Raw genomic sequence first — 19,689 nt, forward strand, 5'->3', positions numbered from 1 at the left:
GGTGGACGGTTGCAGCAAGCCCCGAAATCGAGACGATCAGGGGAGGGCGTCGTAGCCTTCGGCAAAACCCTTGAGATCGACGGGGATGCCGATACCTTCCTCAGGCGTCTGGAAGACGATGAAGGTGGCGCTGGCGCCGCTGCGGAAGGTCTTCAGCAGCTCGTCCTCGAGCACGACTTCGGCATAGCAGCCATCGGCGAAGCAGCGGACGAAATAGGCGCGGCCGATGTCCTTGCCGTCGACATTGAGGCCGAGGCCGTTCGGCAGCAGCACGCCGAGCGGGGCAAGAACGCGCAGAATCTTCGACTTGCGGTCGGCAGTCTTCAGCACGACGACCGAGAGGCCGACCTCCGGCCGGTCTTCGGCAATGACGTTCTGCATCAACGCGCACTGCTCGGTGGCGGCGCCCGCCGGCTTGTCGCACACGACCGACCATGCGCCGTGGTTCGACTTTACGGTGCCGGGTGCCTGCGGCTGCGTCTGGCCGGGCGTTGCCCGCGCTGCCGGAGGCGTTGGCGCAGGTTGTGCCGGCGCGGGTTGCTGCTGGGCGAAAGCGGGAGCAGTCGCTGCGGCCGCGATGCACGCTGTCAGCACGAACGGCCGTGCGAGGGAACGGAAACCCATGAAAACCTCTGCAATTCGAATCAGTGCCGCTAAGTTGGGGCGCGCCATCAAAAATGAAAAGCCCCACCCGCTGAAAAGCCGGGGACTACGGCGGAAATGGGACGTTTCCGCGAGAATGTTGGCGTGGCGGCGCGAGTCGCAAGCTATATTTCGCGCATGATAACGAAAAGGTGGAATGTTTCGATATGCTTGGGTCAACCTGTTTGAAAGCGAAAATGCCGCACAGACAAATGCTTTGGCCTGTTGCGGCGAATGGCAAACTGTGGTTTGAAGCGCAGAAGATGGCAAGGATTCTGCGTGCATTTTACGCAGATCAGCGCTCGAGGGAGATATTAACGTGATTAAGAAGGCTTATGCAGCTCTGACCGCGCTGGTCTGTCTGCTTTTTGCTTCCGGCAGTTATGCCGACCAGCCGAAGCCGTGGCAGGCGACCTTACAGCCGGCAGCCACGCCTATCATGCGGGACATTCATTGGTTCGAGCAGTATACCTTGTGGTTTATCGTGCCGATCACGCTCTTCGTACTGGTTCTTTTGATCGTTGTCTGTTTCAAGTTTCGTGCCGGTGCGAATCCGGTGCCTTCCAAGACGAGCCACAATACGCTGATCGAAGTCGCCTGGACCGTGGGGCCGGTTCTCGTTCTTCTGTTTCTTGCCGTTCCTTCCTTCAATTTGCTGACCGCCCAGCTCACGCTTCCGGAAAATCCGGATGTGACGATCAAGGCGACCGCAACCCAGTGGCAATGGAACTACGAGTATGAAGGCGCCGGCGACAGCCCGCTCGCCTTCGATTCCTTCTTGCTCAAGGATCAGGACCGTGCCGCTGCCGGCAAGGAAGACAAGGCGATCTATCCACGCCTGCTGACTGTCGATAACGAGCTTGTTCTGCCCGTCAACAAGACGGTCCGCGTTCTTGTGACCGCCGCTCCGACCGACGTCATTCACGCATTCGCCATGCCGTCCTTCGGCGTCAAGATCGATGCCGTTCCGGGTCGTCTAAACGAAACCTGGTTCAAGGCCGAGCGCGAAGGTCTCTTCTATGGCCAGTGTTCCGAGCTCTGCGGCAAGGACCATGCGTTCATGCCGATCGCCATTCGCGTGGTCTCCGAGGACAAGTACAAGCAGTGGCTCGCCGCTGCCGCTACCGATCTGCCTGGGGCGTACAAGACACTCATGGCCGCAACCGATGGTCCTGCAAAGACCGTCGACGTTGCCGAAAACGTCGCACAGTAAGGGAAGAGGGAACGGGATATGGCTGGACCTTCCGCACACGACGATCATCACTTGCATGATCACTCTCATGGCGCGCACGCCCATGACGACCATCACGATCACTCGCACAAGCCGAGCTTCATCAATCGTTGGTTCTTTTCGACGAACCACAAGGACATCGGCACGCTTTACCTGATCTTCGCGATCATCGCCGGCATCATCGGCGGCGCGCTCTCCGTTGCCATGCGCATGGAGTTGCAGGAGCCGGGCATCCAGATCTTCCACGGTCTGGCATCGATGGTTTACGGTTACGAAGGCGACGCCGCCATCGACGGCGCCAAGCAGATGTTCAACATGTTCACCACCGCTCACGCGCTGATCATGATCTTCTTCATGGTCATGCCGGCGATGATCGGCGGCTTCGCCAATTGGATGGTGCCGATCATGATCGGCGCGCCTGACATGGCGTTTCCGCGTCTAAACAACATCTCCTTCTGGCTGATCGTTCCCGCCTTCCTTCTGCTCATCCTGTCGATGTTCGTCGAAGGACCTGCCGGCGCTTACGGTGCGGGCGGCGGCTGGACGATGTACCCGCCGCTGTCGAGCTCAGGTACGCCGGGTCCTGCAGTCGACCTTGCGATCTTTGCGCTCCACATTGCCGGTGCGTCCTCGATCCTCGGTGCGATCAACTTCATCACCACGATCCTGAACATGCGCGCTCCGGGCATGACGCTGCACAAGATGCCGCTCTTTGCCTGGTCGGTGCTGATCACCGCCTTCCTGCTGTTGCTGTCGCTTCCGGTTCTGGCCGGCGCCATCACCATGATGCTGACGGACCGCAACTTCGGTACCTCCTTCTTCGTACCGGAAGGCGGCGGTGACCCGATCCTCTACCAGCACCTGTTCTGGTTCTTCGGTCACCCGGAAGTGTACATTCTAATCCTGCCGGGCTTCGGCATCGTCAGCCACATCATCTCGACCTTCTCGAAGAAGCCGGTCTTCGGCTATCTCGGTATGGCCTACGCCATGGTCGCGATCGGTGCCGTCGGTTTCGTTGTCTGGGCGCACCACATGTACACGGTCGGCCTGTCGCTCGATGCACAGCGCTACTTCGTGTTTGCAACGATGGTCATCGCCGTTCCGACGGGCGTGAAGATCTTCTCCTGGATCGCAACGATGTGGGGTGGCTCCATCAGCTTCCGCACGCCGATGGTCTGGGCGATCGGCTTTATCTTCCTGTTCACGGTCGGTGGGGTGACGGGTGTTCAGCTCGCCAATGCCGGTCTCGACCGCTCGCTGCATGACACCTACTACGTCGTGGCCCATTTCCACTACGTACTGTCGCTTGGCGCCGTCTTCGCCATCTTCGCTGCCTGGTACTACTGGTTCCCGAAGATGACCGGCTACATGTACAACGAGTTCCTTGGCACGCTGCACTTCTGGGTCATGTTCATCGGCGTCAACCTGGTGTTCTTCCCGCAGCACTTCCTGGGCCTCGCGGGCATGCCGCGCCGCTACATCGACTATCCGGATGCATTTGCCGGCTGGAACTATGTTTCCTCGATCGGCTCCTACATCTCGGCCGTCGGTGTGCTGATCTTCCTGGTCGGCGTCTTCGAAGCCTTCGCCAAGAAGCGCGTTGCCGGCGACAATCCGTGGGGTGAGGGCGCAACGACGCTCGAATGGCAGCTGTCTTCGCCGCCGCCGTATCATCAGTGGGAACAGCTCCCGCGCATCAAGTAAGATGCAAGGATGATGCAAGAAATTGCGACCGCCGCGTGCTACAGTGCGGCGGTCGGCTTACAAGTTTGCAGGACAAGAAAATGACAGTAATCGGCAATCGCAAAGCTCTGGCACACGACGGCGAGTTCCGCCTGTCGGAGGCGAGTGCGCGCGATTATTTTGAGCTCCTGAAGCCGCGCGTCATGTCGCTCGTGGTGTTCACGGCATTTGCCGGTCTCGTCATGGCGCCGGGCCACATCAATCCGGTTCTCGGCCTTATTGCCATCCTTTGCATCGCCATCGGCGCGGGCGCTTCGGGCGCACTGAACATGTGGTACGACGCCGATATCGATGCGATCATGACCCGCACCGCCAAGCGCCCGATCCCGGCCGGCCGGATTGCGCCGCGCGAGGCACTGGCATTCGGTCTTGTGCTTTCCTGTTTTTCGGTGACGATCCTCGGCCTCGCCGTCAGTTGGCTCGCAGCCTCGATCCTCGCCTTCACGATTTTCTTCTATGCGGTGATCTACACGATGTGGCTAAAGCGCTCGACGCCGCAGAATATCGTCATCGGCGGCGCGGCCGGTGCCTTTCCTCCCATGATCGGCTGGGCCTGCGTGACCGGTACGGTAACGATCGAAAGCTTCGTCCTTTTCATGATCATCTTCCTGTGGACACCCGCGCATTTCTGGGCGCTGGCTCTGTTCAAGATGGAAGACTATGAGGCGGTCGGCGTGCCGATGCTGCCGAATGTCTCGGGCGAGCGCACTACCAAGCATCAGATCGTCGCCTACGCCGTCCTGACGGCGGTCTGCGGTGTCCTGCCGACAGCCCTCGGCTTTGCGAGCCTCGGCTATGGCCTCATTGCCGCGGCGCTTGGCGCGATCTTCATCTACTGTTCCATCGCCGTCTGGCGGATGCCGGACGGCGATGAGAAGATGATCCCGGCGAAGAAGCTCTTCGGCTTCTCGATCCTGTATCTCTTCGCGATTTTCTCCGCCCTGATGTTCGACCGGCTCGCGGCCGCGCTCGTTTCACATGCGGGAGGCATTTTCTGATGGACGTCGTCAAGCTCACGGAAGCGCAGCGCAAGTCGCGCCGCAACCGCAACGTCGCTCTTGGTCTGGTTCTGGCCGGCCTCGTCGTGCTCTTCTACGCGATCACGATCGTGAAGTTTACCTCGGGGCATATGTGATGAGCGAGATGCAGAGCGCACCTAGGAAGCCGCGCAACAACGGCGCCATCGTTCTCATGTGCCTTTCCTTCGTCGTCGGCATGGGCGCTGCGAGCTATGCCGCGGTGCCGCTCTACAGGATGTTCTGTCAGCTCACTGGCTACAATGGGACGACGCAGCGCGTCGAGCAGGCCTCCAGCGTGATTCTCGATCGCAAGATGCGCGTCACCTTCGACGCAAACATTGCGCCTGGTCTCGACTGGGAGTTCAAGCCGGTCGAGCGCGAGGTCAATCCGCGCATCGGCGAAACCATTCAGGTGAATTTCGTCGCGGTGAACAAGTCGAACGAGCCGCAGCGCGGTCAGGCGGTTTTTAACGTGACGCCCGGTGAGGCGGGTGCCTATTTCAACAAGGTGCAGTGCTTCTGCTTCAATGAAACCATTTTGAAGCCGGGCGAAAAGCTCGAAATGCCGGTCGTGTTCTATATCGATCCTGACATTACCAAGGCTGTGGAATCGAAGGATATCCACACCGTTACCTTGTCCTATACGTTCTATCCCAAAGAGGGTCCGAAGCCGCTCGCTTCGAACGAGGGTGGAACGGTAAAGCTTGAAAAGAAACTTTGATTGAGGTTCGTTTCCGGCTATGCCGGAGCGGAGAGGAAGAGATCCGGGGATAGCTTACATGGCTGATGCTCATCAGAAACATCACGACTACCACATCATCGACCCGAGCCCGTGGCCAATAATTGCGTCGCTAGGGGCTTTCATCATTACGTTCGGTGGCGTCGGCTTCATGCGCTACCTCAACGGCGGCTCGCTGCATCTCTTCGGTGTCGAATGGGCTCATCCGTGGCTGTTCTTCATCGGGCTTGCGATCATTCTCTACGTCATGTTCGGCTGGTGGTCGGACACTGTGAAGGAAGCTGACGAGGGCGCCCATACGCGCGTCGTCTCGCTGCACCTTCGCTACGGCATGATCATGTTCATCGCTTCGGAAGTGATGTTCTTTGTCGCCTGGTTCTGGGCTTACTTCGACGCGAGCCTCTTCCCGAATGAAGCGATCCAGGCCTCACGCCTTGCCTTCACCGGTGGCCAGTGGCCGCCGAAGGGCATTGAGGTCCTCGATCCGTGGCACCTGCCGATCTACAACACGGTCATCCTGCTGCTCTCTGGCACGACGGTGACCTGGGCGCACCACGCGTTGCTGCACAACGATCGCAGGGGCCTCATTCAGGGCCTGACGCTGACCGTTCTGCTCGGTATCCTGTTCTCCACGGTGCAGGCTTACGAATACGCACACGCTCCGTTCGCCTTCAAGAATTCGATCTACGGCGCGACCTTCTTCATGGCGACTGGTTTCCACGGTTTCCACGTTCTGGTCGGTACGATCTTCCTGCTGGTCTGCCTGTTGCGCGCGATCCGCGGCGACTTCACGCCGAAGCAGCATTTCGGCTTCGAGGCAGCGGCCTGGTACTGGCACTTCGTCGACGTCGTCTGGCTCTTCCTGTTCTTCTGCATCTACGTCTGGGGCGGCTGGGGCGCGCCGCTGGCCGCAGGCTGAACGGACTGCATGGAATCGAAAAGGGCGGGTGCCACGGCGCCCGCCCTTTTTTCTGGTCACCGCATGGCGGCGATGCGCTCGAATGCGGAGGGTTCGGGAATGCCGAGGTCCAGGCGCTGCCGGATTGCTTCGGCGCATTCGAAGGGTGTCAGCACCGAGGTATCGACCTCAAGATCGTAGATACCGGGGATATGGACCTGCTCCTGCCAGAGCTGGACGGGATTGGGAACCGCTTCGTCTTCAGTTGCGCGGACATACAGCGTGTGTCGTCCTGGTGAAGGGATGTCCCGTCTCTTCAAGATGACCTCGATCGGACATCTGACGCCGACGAAAAGTACCGGCAATCCCTCAAGCCGGCGCGCGCAATCGGCGAGAATGCCGAGCGGCTGAGAGTAGCTGTCGTGATGGCCGAGGTCGGCAACCACATTGAGGCCCAGTCCGGCATGAATGGCGATCGACTCGTAGAGTGCCACATAGAAAAACGGCACCATCTCCTCAAGATCGGGACGTTCCCCTCCCGGGCGCAGGCCTATGCCCGGCAGATAGCGCTCCGGCGTCATCTCGTTGTAGGTGTCGACGCCGAGGTTCATCCAGGGGCCGTCGAAGTGCTCCTGGATCGCGTTGGCGATCGACGATTTTCCACTGCGCGGGGCGCCGTTCAGAATAACGATCTGTCCGGACGAGCTGTCATATGTCATCAGTTTTCTTCTTCTGTTTGGCGCGAATCGCTGAGGCGAAAGAGCGCAGGTATTTCCTTTCCCTCTGCGAATACTTTATGGGTGAGTTAAGGCGGAGGCTCTGGTTGGCCATAGGCAATTGGAAGGATGGCATGAACGACGACAGCGCGCATTTCCCACCAGTCGATCCGGTGAAGACAGGCATCAAGGGGTGCTGCCCGCGCTGCGGCCAGGGAAAGCTCTTCAACGGCCTGCTGGCGCTGAAACCGCGCTGTTCTGCCTGTGGCCTCGATTACGCCTTTGCCGATGCCGGCGATGGTCCCGCGGTGTTCGTCATTCTCATTGTCGGTTTCATTGTTATCGGCTCAGTGCTGTGGCTGGAGGTCAACTACGCGCCGCCGATCTGGCTGCACATTCTGCTGTTCGCTCCCCTGACGATCATTCTCTCCCTGGTTGCTCTTCGTTGGTGCAAGGGAATTCTGATCGCGATGCAGTATCGCCACAACGCAAGGGAAGGGCGCCTTTCTCGTGACTGAACTTGAAGTGTCGGCGGCGCCCCGCCGAAAGCGGTCGGTCCTGACCGGCATCGCCGTGCTGGTCGCGCTCGCCATCCTCGTTTCGCTCGGGACGTGGCAGGTCGAGCGGCTGCAGTGGAAAGAGAAGCTGCTCGCCAATATCGCCGAGCGCCGCGAGGCGGCGCCGGCATCGCTTGCAGATATCGAAGCGTTGGCGGCAAAGGGCGAGGATATAGATTATCGTCACGCCACGGTCAGCGGCGAATACGTGAACAGCAAGGAGCGGCACTTCTTCGCCACCTGGCACGGCCGGACGGGCTTTTACGTTTACACGCCGCTGCAGCTTGCCGATGGCCGCTATCTCTTCGTCAATCGCGGGTTCGTTCCCTATGAGAATAAGGAACCCGAAATGCGCATGCAGGGCCAGCTGACCGATCAGCAGACGGTGACCGGTCTTGCCCGCGCGAAGCTGCCCGGCAAACCATCCTGGGTGGTGCCCGACAACGACGCCGCCAAGAACATCTTCTACTGGAAAGACCTCGATGTGATGGCATCCAGCGTCGAGCTCGACAAGGCGCAAGTCGTTCCCTTCTTCGTCGATGCGGACGATACCCCCAATCCCAAGGGTCTCCCCATCGGCGGCGTCACCGATGTCGATCTGCCCAACAACCATCTGCAATACGCCTTCACCTGGTACGGCCTGGCGGCAACGCTTGTTGTGATCGTCGTCGTGGCCCGCTTCCGCAAGCGCGGTCCGGCGCAATAGTATCGCTTCAATTCTTGCCTATATTGGGCTAGAGAGCCCTATCCCTACAAACCGGAACAGACATGAATATTGCGGCGAAACCTCCTTTGACGATCAGGCTGTGCGGACCGCGCGGCTTTTGCGCCGGCGTCGACCGTGCCATCCAGATCGTCGTGCTGGCGCTGAAATCCTACGGTGCGCCGGTCTATGTCCGTCACGAGATCGTCCACAATCGCTATGTGGTCGAGGGCCTCGAGGCGAAGGGCGCCGTTTTCGTGGAGGAACTCGACGAGATCCCGGAAGAGCACCGTGCCCAGCCGGTCGTCTTCTCCGCCCATGGCGTGCCGAAATCCGTGCCTGAAGATGCGAGCGCCCGTAATCTCTTCTACCTCGACGCCACATGTCCGCTGGTGTCGAAGGTTCACAAGCAGGCGATGCGCCACAACCGCCTCGGCCGCCATGTGGTACTGATCGGTCATGCCGGTCACCCTGAAGTCATCGGCACGATGGGCCAGTTGCCGGAGGGCTCCGTGTCCCTGATCGAGACCGTCGAGGACGCAGACGCCTACAAGCCCGCCGACCCGGATAATCTGGGGTTTGTGACGCAGACGACGCTGTCGGTGGACGACACGGCCGGCGTAATCGCGCGCCTGCAGCAGCGCTTCCCCAATCTGACGGCGCCGGCCGCCGACTCGATCTGTTACGCCACGACCAACCGTCAGGAAGTGGTCAAGCAGGCTGCCCCCGGCTGCGATCTGTTCATCATCGTCGGTGCGCCAAATTCGTCCAATTCCAAGCGGCTGGTCGAGGTTGCGTTGCGGGCAGGGGCCAAGAAGTCGCTGCTCGTGCAACGCGCTTCGGAACTCGATTGGGCGGACATCGGCCCGATCTCGACGCTCGGACTTTCCGCCGGCGCATCGGCGCCCGAGGTGATCGTCAACGAGATCATCGAGGCCTTCCGCGCCCGCTTCGACGCCAAGGTCGAGCTCGCCGAGACGGTCCAGGAAAACGAACATTTCCTCGTCAACCGCGAGCTGCGCAACATAGAGCTGACGACATCAGACATGGCTTTCGTAAACGGGTAAGCCGTGATCCCGCTTAGCGGGTGCAATCGTCGAGGGATGATTGCAGCGTCTGCCAGCGCCCAAACCGGGCGTTGGCCTTCAATTGATCAAACACTTTCGCGGGACGTAAATTGGCAGTCTACACCGATATTTCCGAAGACGATTTGAAGTGGTTCCTGACGGAGTACGATGCCGGCACGCTGCTGTCCTATAAGGGCATCGCGGAAGGTGTCGAGAACTCGAACTTCCTGCTGCACACCACCAAGGACCCACTGATCCTCACGCTTTATGAAAAGCGTGTCGAGAAGAGCGATCTGCCCTTCTTCCTCGGGCTGATGCAGCATCTGGCCGCCCGTGGACTGTCCTGCCCGCTGCCGCTGCCGCGCAACGACGGTGCGCTGCTCGGGGCGCTCTCCGATCGCCCGGCCGCACTGATCTCGTTCCTGGAAGGGATGTGGCTGCGCAAACCGGAGGCCAAGCATTGCCGCGAAGTCGGCAAGGCGCTCGCGCAGATGCATGTCGCCGGCGAAGGCTTCACGCTGAAGCGGTCGAATGCGCTGTCGCTCGATGGTTGGAAGGTGCTGTGGGAGAAGTCGGAAGCCCGCGCCGACGAGGTGGAAAAGGGCCTGCAGAACGAGATCCGCGGCGAGCTCGATTTCCTCGCCGCCAACTGGCCGAAGAACCTGCCGGATGGCGTCATCCACGCCGATCTCTTTCCCGACAATGTCTTCTTCCTCGGCGACGAGCTATCCGGTCTGATCGACTTCTATTTCGCCTGCAACGACCTGCTTGCCTATGACGTCTCGATCATCCTGAACGCCTGGTGCTTCGAAAAGGACGGCGCCTACAACATCACCAAGGGAATGGCGATGCTGGAAGGCTACCAGAGCGTCCGACCGTTGAGCGCTTCCGAGCGCGCCGCGCTGCCGACGCTGTCGCGCGGCTCGGCGCTGCGCTTCTTCCTGACGCGCCTGTACGACTGGCTGACGACGCCCGAGGGCGCGATGGTCACCAAGAAGGATCCGCTCGAATATCTGCGCAAGCTGCGCTTCCACCGGCAGATCGCCTCTCCCGCCGAATATGGGCTTGCGGCATGAAACACGTCGATATCTTCACGGACGGCGCCTGCTCGGGCAATCCCGGGCCTGGCGGCTGGGGCGCGGTTCTGCGCTATGGCGAGGTCGAAAAGGAGCTCTTTGGCGGCGAGGCCGAGACCACCAACAACCGCATGGAACTGCTCGCGGCGATCTCAGCTTTGTCTGCTTTGAAAGCACCCTGCGAGGTCGATCTCTATACCGACAGCGTCTACGTCAAGGACGGGATCTCCAAGTGGATCTTCGGCTGGAAGAAGAACGGCTGGAAGACCGCAGATAAGAAGCCGGTGAAGAACGCCGAGCTCTGGCAGGCGCTCGAGGAAGCCCGCAACAGGCACAAGGTCACGCTGCACTGGGTCAAGGGCCACGCCGGCCATGCGGAAAACGAGCGCGCCGACGAACTCGCCCGCAAGGGCATGGAGCCGTTCAAGAAACGCTAGAACGTTCTGGGGCGTTTGCCTTAATCAAGTCGGGAAACGCGTTGGCGCGAAGCGGGGAGGAATGTCGTGCGGATTGTTTCGCTGAATGCATGGGGTGGAAAGCTGCATGCGCCGCTGCTTCACTACCTCGCCGAGATCAACGCCGATGTTCTCTGCCTACAGGAAATCACCCGTTCCGCTGCCGTTGCCAGCGACTGGCTGGTCTACCGCGACGGCAGTCATATCCTGCCGCAGCGCGCCAATCTGTTTGCCGAGATCAAGGCGATCCTTCCCACGCATGATGCGTTCTTCGCGCCGACCGCCAGAGGCGAGCTCTTCGACGGCGATGCATCGGTCATGTCGGAGTTCGGCCTGGCGACCTTCGTGCGCGCGTCTCTTCCGGTTATCGGCCAAGCCACGGATTTCGTCCATGGCGACTTCTCGAGTGATGGCTATGGGCCGCATCCTCGGGCGCGTAACGCCCATTGCCTTCGCCTGTTCGATTATCGCGCCAAACGCGCGATCACCGTCGCCCAGCTGCACGGCCTGCGCGATCTAGCCGGCAAGGGCGACACACCGGCGCGTCGCGGGCAGGCGGATGCCTTGGTCGCTCTCATCCGCCGCATATGGCGCGAAGGCGAGCCGCTGGTCGTCTGTGGCGACTTCAACGTTCTCCCCGAAAGCATGATGTTCCAAGCACTTGCTGAGCTCGGCCTCAGCGACCTTGTGACCTTCCGCGGCCACACGGACACGAGAACCTCGCATTACACGAAAGAAGGCCGCTACGCCGACTACATGCTGGTGACTGCCGATGTCGAGGTCAGGTCCTTCGAGGTCGTCGAGCAGCCTGAGGTTTCCGACCATCGTGCCCTTCTGCTGGAGATTGAATAGGCAAGCCTTGGGGCAGCAGCCGTTCGGAGCGACGCCTTGCATATCCGTGCCATCGCGCTCGTCTGCCTCGGCATCGGCCACAACGCGAGCGGGCTGTTTGCCATGAGGGGGCAGGGGGCGATACGTCGCTCCCTGCCAAAAGCCTGGGAGGCTTGTCGATTACGCTGCCTTGGCAACCTCGCCATGCGGGTCGAGGACGAACTTCGTGGCTGCGCCGTGGTCGAAGCTTTCGTAGCCCTGCACCGCCTCTTCGAGAGGAATGACCTTGGCATTGACGATATCGGCAATCGGCAGCCGGTCGTGCAGGATCGCCTGCATGAGCTGGCGATTGTACTTCAGCACCGGTGTCTGACCCGTATGGAAGGACTGAGCCTTTGCCCACCCTAAGCCGAAGCGCAGCGACAGGTTGCCGTGCTTGGCGGCATTGTCGACGGCACCCGGATCCTCGGTCACGTAGAGGCCGGGAATGCCGATTGAGCCGGCCGCGCGTGTGATTTCCATCATCTGGTTCAGCACGATCGCCGGCTGTTCGCCGCCGCTATGGCCGCGTGCCTCGAAGCCGACGGCGTCAATGGCGCTATCCACCTCGTTGCTGCCGGTCACCTGCGCGATCATGTCGCCCAGGCGATCGCTCTTCGAAAGATCGATCGGTTCAAACCCAACTCTGGCCGCATGCGCCAAACGATCCCTGTTGAAATCTCCGATCATCACGACGGCGGCGCCCAGAATGCGGGCGGAAGCAGCTGCCGCGAGCCCGACCGGGCCGGCACCGGCAACATAGACGGTGGATCCGACGCCGACGCCGGCGCGCACAGCACCATGGAAGCCGGTCGGCAGGATGTCCGATAGCATTGTCAGGTCGCGGATCTTCTCCATCGCGCGGTCGCGATCGGGGAATTTCAGCAGATTGAAATCGGCATAGGGAATGGTGACGTAGCGGGCCTGCCCGCCGATCCAGCCGCCCATATCGACATAACCATAGGCACCGCCGGCACGCGACGGGTTGACCGTCAGGCAGACACCGGTGTCCTGCGACTTGCAGCAACGGCAGCGGCCGCAGGCGACGTTGAACGGCACGGAGACGATATCGCCGACCTCGAGCATCTCCACGTCGATGCCTTTTTCGATGATCTCACCGGTGATCTCGTGGCCGAGGACGAGGCCGGGCATGGCAGTGGTGCGGCCGCGGACCATGTGCTGGTCCGACCCGCAGATATTGGTGGAAATCACTTTCAGGATGACACCGTGCTCGATTCTGCGGCCATCGGGCGCTTCAAGCTTCGGATCGTCGATGTCGTGGATTTCGACCTTGCCGGGTCGCATATAGACGACGCCTCGGTTCTTGCTCATTTCCATCTCCTCCGTTGAAAAGCTGCCGACCGTCCGTGGCTCCTCAACCCCATACGGCCGTTAATGACAGACTAGAGAAGAATGACGGCAGCACCGTTCCGATTACGACGGTTTGAGGGACGGAAATGGTCGTCGGCCACCGAGGGCTTCGTTTCCTGTTGAGAGCAGGCTTTATTGTTGCCCCGCCGACGCTTCTCTCTCTATGTTTGCAGGCAATGTTGTTTGGGAGGATGCCATATGATCCTGCACTGCGTGCTGATGCGGCTGAAAGCCGCGATGACGGCCGAAGAGAAGCAGTCCTTATTTGAATCGATCGTCGCGTTGCAGCAGGTGATCCCCGGCATCATCGATATCAAATACGGTCCGAACGTCTCGCCGGAAGGTCTGCATGCCGGTTACGTTGACGGTTTTGCCGTGACGTTCGAAAGTGCCGAGGCGCGCGATGCCTACCTTGTGCATCCGGAGCATGTGGATGTCGGTGAGCGCATCGTCTCCTCGACAGATGGTGGGTTGGGTGGCTTGATCGTTTTCGATCTCAATTATTGAGGCCGGGCCGCGTCTTTGCGCGACCCGGTGTTTGTCGTCAACTGGCCTTTGCCATGGCCGCCACGAGTTGGTCGACGTTATAGCGGAACATCTTTTCGTAGGTTGATGCGGGTCCTTTGGCGTCGGAAAGAGATTCGACATAGAGCTCGCCACCGGGCTCGGCGCCTGTCGCCTTGGCAATCTGCCTGACGAGACGCGGGTCGTTGGAGTTCTCGAAGAAGTACGTCTTCACGTGCTCGGCCTTGATCTGTTCGATCAGTCTGGCGATCCCGGCGGCCGAGGCTTCGCTCTCCGTCGATACGCCGATCGGCGCCAGGAATTGAACATCATACTTGCGGCCAAAATAGCCGAAGGCGTCGTGGCTGGTCAGGACCTTGCGATGGTCCAGCGCGATCTTTCCGAGTTTCGAATGCGCGTAGGCATCGAGCGCATCGAGCTTCTTCATGTAGGTCTCGGCATTGGTTTTGAACGCCGCGGCATCGGCCGGAGCTGCCTTCGCAAGCGCTTGCTCGATGTTGGCGACCCAGACTTTGACATTGACGGGGCTGTTCCAGACATGCGGATCGGTCACGGTCTGCCCATCCTCGTCCATGGTCCGGAACTTTATCCCGTCTGAGACGACGACCGGCTTGCCCTTGTAGCCTGAGGCGCTAATCAAGCGATCCATCCAGCCCTCCAGCCCCTCGCCGCTGACGAAAGCGATCTGTGCCGCATTGAGGTTCTTCGCGTCGCTTGGCGATGGTTCAAACTCATGGGGATCGCCGTTCGGGCCGACGAGGCTCGTGACCGTCACGTGGTCGCCACCGACTTGTTGGACCACGTCCGCGAGCACGGTGAAGGAGGCGACGACCTTCAGCGGCGCGGCAGAAGCCGACGTCGTCGAAAGCGCCGCGAGCGCCGGAATAATCACTGAGAAAAGCAGTCTACGGGAAATCATGCGAAGTCTCCGGGGTTGTCAGCCCTTCAGGTGCGGGCGAGGGAAATACCGCCGGGCGAGGCCCGACGGGGCGAGGAAGATCGAAAGGCCGTAGATCAGTGCCGCCGTCATGATGATCGTCGGTCCGGACGCGAGTTCGAGATGGTAGGAGGCGATGAGCCCGAGATAGCCTGCGGCAGTTGCGCTCGCAGCCGCAATCGCCATCATGGACGGGAGGTTGCGTGACCAGAGTTGTGCGATCGCCGCTGGCAGCATCATCAGGCCGACCGCCATCAGCGTCCCTAAGGCTTGGAAACTGGCGACCAGATTGAGCACCACCGACAGCAGGAAGAGAAAGTGATAGATCGGTCCGCGCCCGCCGATGGCCCTAATGAAACCGGGATCGAAGCATTCCGCGACCAGCGGTCTGTAGATGATCGCGAGCACTGCCAGTGTCACCGTGCTGATGGCGCCGATCTCAAAAAGGGCCGGACTGTCGATCGCGAGGATGGTGCCGAAGAGGACGTGCAACAGGTCGATATTCGAACCGCGCAACGAAACGATAAGCACGCCGAGAGCCAGCGAGGAAAGGTAGAAGCTGGCGAAGCTCGCATCCTCTTGCAAGGAGGTCACGCGGCTGACCACGCCTGACAGGAGTGCAACCGAGAGCCCGGCAACGAGCCCGCCGAGGCCCATCGCCGTCAGCGAGAGCGAGCCGGCAACAAGATATCCGATGGCGGCGCCAGGCAGCACGGCATGGCTCATCGCATCGCCGACGAGACTCATGCGCCGCAACGTCAGGAAGACCCCGATCGGACCGGAGCCAAGTCCCAGGCACAGGCAGGCCACAAGCGCGCGGCGCATGAAGCCGTAGTCGACGAAGGGCGCGAAAAGGAGATCATAGGCCGTCATGCTGCAGGCTCGCAAATACCGGCGGTTTCGTCCCACCGCTCGGCCATGGCACGCGCTTTGCGAAGGTTGAGGGGAGACATCACGTCTGCAGTCGCGCCCCAGCCGATGGTTTCGCGCGCAAGCAGGAGCGTTTGCGGGAAATGCGACCGGACCTGCTCGAAATCATGAAGGACGGCGAGTACCGTGCGCCCTTCGGCGTGCCAGCGTGCGACGATGTCCAGCAGATCCCGCGTCGTGTGGGCATCGATGGCCGTGAACGGCTCGTCGAGAAGAATGACGCTGGCATCCTGAAGAAGCAGTCGCGCAAACAGGACGCGCTGAAACTGGCCGGCCGAGAGAGACCCAATGCTGCGCCTCTCGAAGCCTTCCAGTCTCACGACGCCAAGCGCCTCGCTCGCTCTGTTTCGCGCCGCCGGTGCGACGCGTCCGAAGGCTCCAGTTTGCCGCCAGGATCCCAACAGAACCGTGTCAAGCACCGAAATCGGGAACCGGCGGTTGATATCTGCAGCTTGTGGCAGGTAGCCGAAATCGGTGCGCTTCAACGCGTGCCTGACCATCCCCGAGGTGGGACGAAGTTCACCTATGATGGCCTTCAGCAGGCTGGATTTGCCGGCTCCATTCGGGCCGGCGATCGCGGTCAGGCTTCCAGCCGCAATCGTTCCGCAGACATGATGGACGGCGGGATGCCGCTCGTAGGCGACGGTCAGATCCACAAGTTCGATTGCGGCAGTGCTCATGGCAGCAGCGTCGCCCAGTGGATCGCCGCCCAGAGCGGGAGGCTGATCAACGCGACGTACAAGACGCGACGCACGGCAGAAAGCTCCATCAGCCCCGTCGGAATATGATCTCGAATCTTTGAAAAACGCATGTCGCACCAAAATGTAATAACATTACAGTTATGTTGTAACGATTAAGGCGAAAAAGTGGCGATAGCCAATCTTAGAGCATTTCATGTTTTGACGGCAACATAGCCAGCATTCTCGAGATAGTTGGCGCATTCGTCGGGTTTGATTGTTTCAACGAGCCTGCCGATGGACCGCCAGGTATCGTCGATGGTCCGCTTTTGTGCGTTGCGCATCCAATGCTTGATCTTCGAAAAGGCTTGCTCGATCGGATTGAGGTCCGGTGAATAGGGCGGCAGGAACCAGAGCCGTGCACCGGCGGCTTTGATAGCCTGACGGATTGTCGCGGACTTGTGGCTGCCGAGATTGTCCATGATGACGATGTCGCCTGGCTTGAGGACGGGGACCAACTGCTGCTCGACATAGGCGCGAAAGCATTGGCCGTTGATCGGTCCATCGAAGACGCAAGGCGCTGTCAGCCGGTCGTTCCTCAAGGCACCGAGGAATGTCAGCGTGCGCCAGTGACCGTGCGGCGCGAACGCCCGCAGACGCCTGCCTTTCGGTCCCCAGCCCCTGATGGGTGTCATGTTAGTCTTGATCCAGGTCTCGTCGATGAAGACAAGGCGTCCCGGATCGAGATGCCGTTGCAAGGTCTTCCATCGCTCTCTTCTGCGGGCGACATCGGCGCGGGCCTGCTCAAGGGCGAACAGCGTTTTTTTTGAAGCGCAGCCCTTCGCTGCGGATGAACTCCCAGACGGTATTGTGGGAGACGGCAATGCCTCGCGACGCCAATTCGGCTTTCAGGCCATGCAGCGTCAGATGCGGGTTCTGCTCGAGCCGCTCGGCAATGAAACCACGATGCGGATCCAGAATGCGTTTGCGATGGCCGCCCATCTTGCCGGGACGAACCGATCCGGTCGCGCGGTGGCGCTGGGACCACTTCACCACCGAAGACGCGGCCACCTCAAAACGGGCAGCCACGGCACGGACACTTTCGCCGTTCAGGACGGCTGCAACAACACGCTCACGAAGATCATTCGATAACGGTGCGGTCATGTGATGCTGGCCTCCATCCAGCCAGCATCAAATGAATCAGAACAAATCTGATTTGGGAATCCGACGCGATTCAGAAAAACGCGGAAACGCTCTAGGTGTGAAAACAAAAAGCGGCCGCAGGGGCCGCTTTCTGTTGATCGAGATGCGAAGGCTTACAGTTGCCCCAGCATGGTCGCGGCGCCGGAAACGGTGGCCTGACCGGGGCTCTCTTCGATGTTCAGCGATTTCACGACGCCGTCCTCGACCAGCATGGAGTAGCGCTTCGATCGGACGCCGAGGCCGCCGGCCGAAAGATCGGTGTCGAGACCGAGGGCTTTGGTAAAGCCTGCATCCCAATCGGCAAGGAAGTGAATCTTGCCCATGCCGCCGGAGGACTGTGCCCAGGCGCCCATCACGTGCCAATCGTTGACGGCGACGACGGCGATGTCATCGACGCCTCTGGAAAGAATGGTATCGCGGTTCTCCAGATAACCCGGCAGGTGGTTCAGCGAGCAGGTGGGCGTAAAGGCGCCAGGGACCGCAAAGAGGACGACGCGCTTGCCCTTGAAGAGTTGCTCCGTCGTGATCTCGACCGGGCCATCCGACGTCTTTTCCTTGAAGGTGGCCGTAGGAAGCTTGTCGCCGATTGCGATGGTCATGGACGTCTCCTTGTCATGTATATTCAGGCGGCGCAAATGCCGCGATTTGGGCGCGACTATAGAACGCGATCACTCAAAGGCAAGCGGTGCCTCCATGGCGCGCGTGCCATCGATGATGAGTGCGCTCCATGTCTTTCCATGGACATCGTATCCCTTGGGAAGCTTGCCAACGGAAAGCGTTGTCGCGAAGCTTTTGCCGTCGCGGTGGGTGGCCATCTGCCTGGTAAAGACGTGCCCGCTCGGACCCGCCACAATCACCTCAGGTGCGCTCTCGCCGCTCTCCGGCAGGGTAATGTTGAGGGAGAGTTCCTTCATGTCGGTCGACAGCTCGTGGTGGTCGACTTTGAATTCGGAAGAGGCGGCTTCCGGCAAGGTAGAATCGGCGTCCCTGAGAATTGCCTCCTCGGCTGGGCGCGATTGCGCCGATGGCTCAAGCGTCAGCGACAACTCGGCTTGAAAGGGGATGCAGATTTCCTTGCAGATGCCGATGAAGGCATTTGCCTTGAGCTCGCGGACAGCGGGGTTTTTCGCCGTCAGCTGCAGCGGGAACGTCACCGACGCGTCGTAGGCGACCTCGTCGACCTTTCCGTCGACGATATGTTTCGGGATCGGATAGCTCATCCTGTCAAGGGAGATACCCTCGGACAACAAGGTGACCTGCGGCGGAATGCCGCTGTTCCCGGGCTCGCGCCAATAGGTGATCCAGCCTGGCTTAGGCTCGATCTGCAGTCCGGCGCGTATCGTCCCGCTTTCGTCGGGCGGAAGCGCGATCAGCCGCATCCGGCCGCCTTCATTGTCGGCCCAAGCGCTCGTCTCCGCCCGCGCCGGCTGGGAAAGCTGCAGCATGGCCACGAGCAGGCACGAGGCGGGCCAGAGTTGGCGAACGGCGAGTGAAATAGTCTCCATGGATCAACCGTTTATTGAAAATCCCCATGCTCGGCTAGAACTCACCATCGTTTAAGCTTTCATTTTCAGTTGATTGATCTGTGACATTGGCTCATGCTCATGGTGCCGGGGCCTCGTGCGGTCTGGCAGCAGGAGGAATAATGTCCTTAGCAACCCTGAAAAACAGACGCGAACGTGGCTTCTTCGATGGCCAGTTCCTCATTGCCATGCCGGCCATGGAGGATCGCAACTTCGCCCGCACGGTAATCTACATCTGCGCCCATTCTGATGCCGGCGCGATGGGGTTTGTGATAAACCGCCCCCAGAACCTGACCTTTACCGATGTTCTCCTGCATCTCGAAATGATCAAAGATGAGGAGGCGATCGTACTTCCCGCTCATGCGCGCGACTGCCCAATCCAGACCGGCGGGCCGGTGGAGAGCGGCCGCGGCTTCGTACTGCACTCTGACGACTATCTGTGCGATTCCAGCATTCCGGTTAGCGACGATATCTGCATGACGGCGACGCTCGACATCATCCGGGCGATCTCCAAGGGCAAGGGACCGAAGCGGGCCACCATGCTGCTCGGCTATGCCGGCTGGGGCGCCGGCCAGCTGGAGGCCGAAGTCGGAAACAATGGCTGGCTCACATGCCCGGCGAACGAGGAACTGATCTTCGATCGCGGCCTCGACGACAAGTACGAGCGCGCGCTGGCCACCATGGGCATCAATGCTGCCATGCTTTCGGCCGAAGCAGGCCACGCATAATCCGCGGAAGGGTCTCCAAAGAGCGCATTCGCTCCTGGCGCCGGGGCAGCAAGCCTGCGCTTTGAACGCCGCCTGACGG

23 protein-coding genes are annotated in these 19,689 nt (G+C 60.5%); 14 read left to right on the top strand and 9 right to left on the bottom strand.

Annotated features, from left to right (window positions below; all coding sequences use genetic code 11):
* Positions 1–36: 36 nt before the first annotated feature.
* Positions 37–624 (bottom strand): invasion associated locus B family protein, encoded by a 588-nt coding sequence (locus tag ACSQ9D_RS02845; RefSeq protein ID WP_024314238.1) that lies wholly within the window; start codon positions 622–624, stop codon positions 37–39.
* Positions 625–961: 337 nt separating this feature from the next.
* Between ACSQ9D_RS02845 and coxB the strand changes: the two genes are divergently transcribed.
* From coxB to ACSQ9D_RS02875, 6 genes are all read left to right on the top strand, one after another.
* The gene (coxB, locus tag ACSQ9D_RS02850; protein WP_436281081.1) at positions 962–1,855 is read left to right on the top strand and encodes a cytochrome c oxidase subunit II; all 894 of its coding nucleotides are present in this window, start codon (positions 962–964) and stop codon (positions 1,853–1,855) included.
* An 18-nt stretch (positions 1,856–1,873) separates the two neighbouring features.
* Positions 1,874–3,577, top strand: a complete 1,704-nt coding sequence (ctaD, locus tag ACSQ9D_RS02855; protein WP_037122758.1) for a cytochrome c oxidase subunit I — start codon at positions 1,874–1,876, stop codon at positions 3,575–3,577.
* Between the two features lie 80 nt (positions 3,578–3,657).
* Positions 3,658–4,614, top strand: a complete 957-nt coding sequence (locus tag ACSQ9D_RS02860; protein WP_436281082.1) for a heme o synthase — start codon at positions 3,658–3,660, stop codon at positions 4,612–4,614.
* Positions 4,614–4,751 (top strand): hypothetical protein, encoded by a 138-nt coding sequence (locus ACSQ9D_RS02865; protein ID WP_024314234.1) that lies wholly within the window; start codon positions 4,614–4,616, stop codon positions 4,749–4,751. The genes ACSQ9D_RS02860 and ACSQ9D_RS02865 overlap by 1 nt, the downstream gene beginning before the upstream one ends.
* Positions 4,751–5,356, top strand: a complete 606-nt coding sequence (locus tag ACSQ9D_RS02870; protein ID WP_037122754.1) for a cytochrome c oxidase assembly protein — start codon at positions 4,751–4,753, stop codon at positions 5,354–5,356. Before ACSQ9D_RS02865 ends, ACSQ9D_RS02870 begins: the two co-directional genes overlap by 1 nt.
* Before the next feature lie 58 nt (positions 5,357–5,414).
* A complete protein-coding gene (locus tag ACSQ9D_RS02875) occupies positions 5,415–6,293 on the top strand; it encodes a cytochrome c oxidase subunit 3 (protein ID WP_024314232.1) in 879 nt (292 codons plus the stop codon).
* A 56-nt stretch (positions 6,294–6,349) separates the two neighbouring features.
* Here the strand turns inward: ACSQ9D_RS02875 and ACSQ9D_RS02880 are convergent, their stop codons facing one another.
* The gene (locus ACSQ9D_RS02880) at positions 6,350–6,991 is read right to left on the bottom strand and encodes a chloramphenicol phosphotransferase CPT family protein (RefSeq protein ID WP_037122750.1); all 642 of its coding nucleotides are present in this window, start codon (positions 6,989–6,991) and stop codon (positions 6,350–6,352) included.
* A gap of 131 nt (positions 6,992–7,122) precedes the next feature.
* Here ACSQ9D_RS02880 and ACSQ9D_RS02885 point away from each other — a divergent pair, with 131 nt between their 5' ends.
* The 6 genes from ACSQ9D_RS02885 (at position 7,123) to ACSQ9D_RS02910 (ending at position 11,698) form a co-directional block, all read left to right on the top strand.
* Complete coding sequence (locus ACSQ9D_RS02885; protein ID WP_037122748.1) at positions 7,123–7,506, top strand: DUF983 domain-containing protein; 384 nt, start codon at positions 7,123–7,125, stop codon at positions 7,504–7,506.
* The gene (locus tag ACSQ9D_RS02890) at positions 7,499–8,251 is read left to right on the top strand and encodes an SURF1 family protein (RefSeq protein WP_436281083.1); all 753 of its coding nucleotides are present in this window, start codon (positions 7,499–7,501) and stop codon (positions 8,249–8,251) included. Before ACSQ9D_RS02885 ends, ACSQ9D_RS02890 begins: the two co-directional genes overlap by 8 nt.
* Positions 8,252–8,313: 62 nt before the next feature.
* Positions 8,314–9,315: a 4-hydroxy-3-methylbut-2-enyl diphosphate reductase gene (ispH, locus tag ACSQ9D_RS02895; protein WP_047521752.1), complete on the top strand. Its 1,002-nt coding sequence runs from the start codon at positions 8,314–8,316 to the stop codon at positions 9,313–9,315.
* A gap of 110 nt (positions 9,316–9,425) precedes the next feature.
* Positions 9,426–10,391 carry a homoserine kinase gene (locus tag ACSQ9D_RS02900; protein ID WP_436281084.1) on the top strand — a complete coding sequence of 322 codons (966 nt, stop codon included), beginning with the start codon at positions 9,426–9,428 and terminating at the stop codon, positions 10,389–10,391.
* Positions 10,388–10,828, top strand: a complete 441-nt coding sequence (gene rnhA, locus ACSQ9D_RS02905) for a ribonuclease HI (protein ID WP_037122739.1) — start codon at positions 10,388–10,390, stop codon at positions 10,826–10,828. The genes ACSQ9D_RS02900 and rnhA overlap by 4 nt, the downstream gene beginning before the upstream one ends.
* A 66-nt stretch (positions 10,829–10,894) precedes the next feature.
* Positions 10,895–11,698 (top strand): endonuclease/exonuclease/phosphatase family protein, encoded by an 804-nt coding sequence (locus ACSQ9D_RS02910; protein WP_436281085.1) that lies wholly within the window; start codon positions 10,895–10,897, stop codon positions 11,696–11,698.
* A 159-nt stretch (positions 11,699–11,857) separates the two neighbouring features.
* Here ACSQ9D_RS02910 and fdhA read toward each other — a convergent pair whose 3' ends face one another.
* On the bottom strand, positions 11,858–13,048 hold the full coding sequence (fdhA, locus tag ACSQ9D_RS02915) for a formaldehyde dehydrogenase, glutathione-independent (protein ID WP_436281086.1): 1,191 nt from the start codon (positions 13,046–13,048) through the stop codon (positions 11,858–11,860).
* Positions 13,049–13,285: 237 nt separating this feature from the next.
* Here fdhA and ACSQ9D_RS02920 point away from each other — a divergent pair, with 237 nt between their 5' ends.
* Positions 13,286–13,594: a Dabb family protein gene (locus ACSQ9D_RS02920; protein WP_024314223.1), complete on the top strand. Its 309-nt coding sequence runs from the start codon at positions 13,286–13,288 to the stop codon at positions 13,592–13,594.
* 37 nt (positions 13,595–13,631) lie between these two features.
* Here ACSQ9D_RS02920 and ACSQ9D_RS02925 read toward each other — a convergent pair whose 3' ends face one another.
* From ACSQ9D_RS02925 to ACSQ9D_RS02950, 6 genes are all read right to left on the bottom strand, one after another.
* Positions 13,632–14,531 carry a metal ABC transporter solute-binding protein, Zn/Mn family gene (locus ACSQ9D_RS02925; RefSeq protein ID WP_436281087.1) on the bottom strand — a complete coding sequence of 300 codons (900 nt, stop codon included), beginning with the start codon at positions 14,529–14,531 and terminating at the stop codon, positions 13,632–13,634.
* An 18-nt stretch (positions 14,532–14,549) separates the two neighbouring features.
* Positions 14,550–15,422 carry a metal ABC transporter permease gene (locus tag ACSQ9D_RS02930; RefSeq protein ID WP_436281088.1) on the bottom strand — a complete coding sequence of 291 codons (873 nt, stop codon included), beginning with the start codon at positions 15,420–15,422 and terminating at the stop codon, positions 14,550–14,552.
* A complete protein-coding gene (locus ACSQ9D_RS02935) occupies positions 15,419–16,159 on the bottom strand; it encodes a metal ABC transporter ATP-binding protein (RefSeq protein WP_436281089.1) in 741 nt (246 codons plus the stop codon). Before ACSQ9D_RS02935 ends, ACSQ9D_RS02930 begins: the two co-directional genes overlap by 4 nt.
* Positions 16,160–16,371: 212 nt before the next feature.
* A protein-coding gene (locus ACSQ9D_RS02940; protein ID WP_436281090.1) for an IS630 family transposase occupies positions 16,372–17,320 on the bottom strand; the annotation gives its coding sequence in 2 pieces (ribosomal slippage) (positions 16,372–16,983 and positions 16,985–17,320; 948 coding nt in all).
* 152 nt (positions 17,321–17,472) lie between these two features.
* On the bottom strand, positions 17,473–17,958 hold the full coding sequence (locus ACSQ9D_RS02945; protein ID WP_047521750.1) for a peroxiredoxin: 486 nt from the start codon (positions 17,956–17,958) through the stop codon (positions 17,473–17,475).
* A 69-nt stretch (positions 17,959–18,027) separates the two neighbouring features.
* Positions 18,028–18,864 carry a protein-disulfide reductase DsbD domain-containing protein gene (locus tag ACSQ9D_RS02950; protein ID WP_436281091.1) on the bottom strand — a complete coding sequence of 279 codons (837 nt, stop codon included), beginning with the start codon at positions 18,862–18,864 and terminating at the stop codon, positions 18,028–18,030.
* Between the two features lie 140 nt (positions 18,865–19,004).
* Here ACSQ9D_RS02950 and ACSQ9D_RS02955 point away from each other — a divergent pair, with 140 nt between their 5' ends.
* Positions 19,005–19,610, top strand: coding sequence for a YqgE/AlgH family protein (locus ACSQ9D_RS02955; RefSeq protein WP_037122724.1), 606 nt, complete (start codon positions 19,005–19,007; stop codon positions 19,608–19,610).
* Positions 19,611–19,689 lie beyond the last annotated feature (79 nt).

The sequence above is a fragment of the Rhizobium sp. LjRoot258 genome (assembly GCF_964254185.1).
Lineage (GTDB): Bacteria > Pseudomonadota > Alphaproteobacteria > Rhizobiales > Rhizobiaceae > Rhizobium.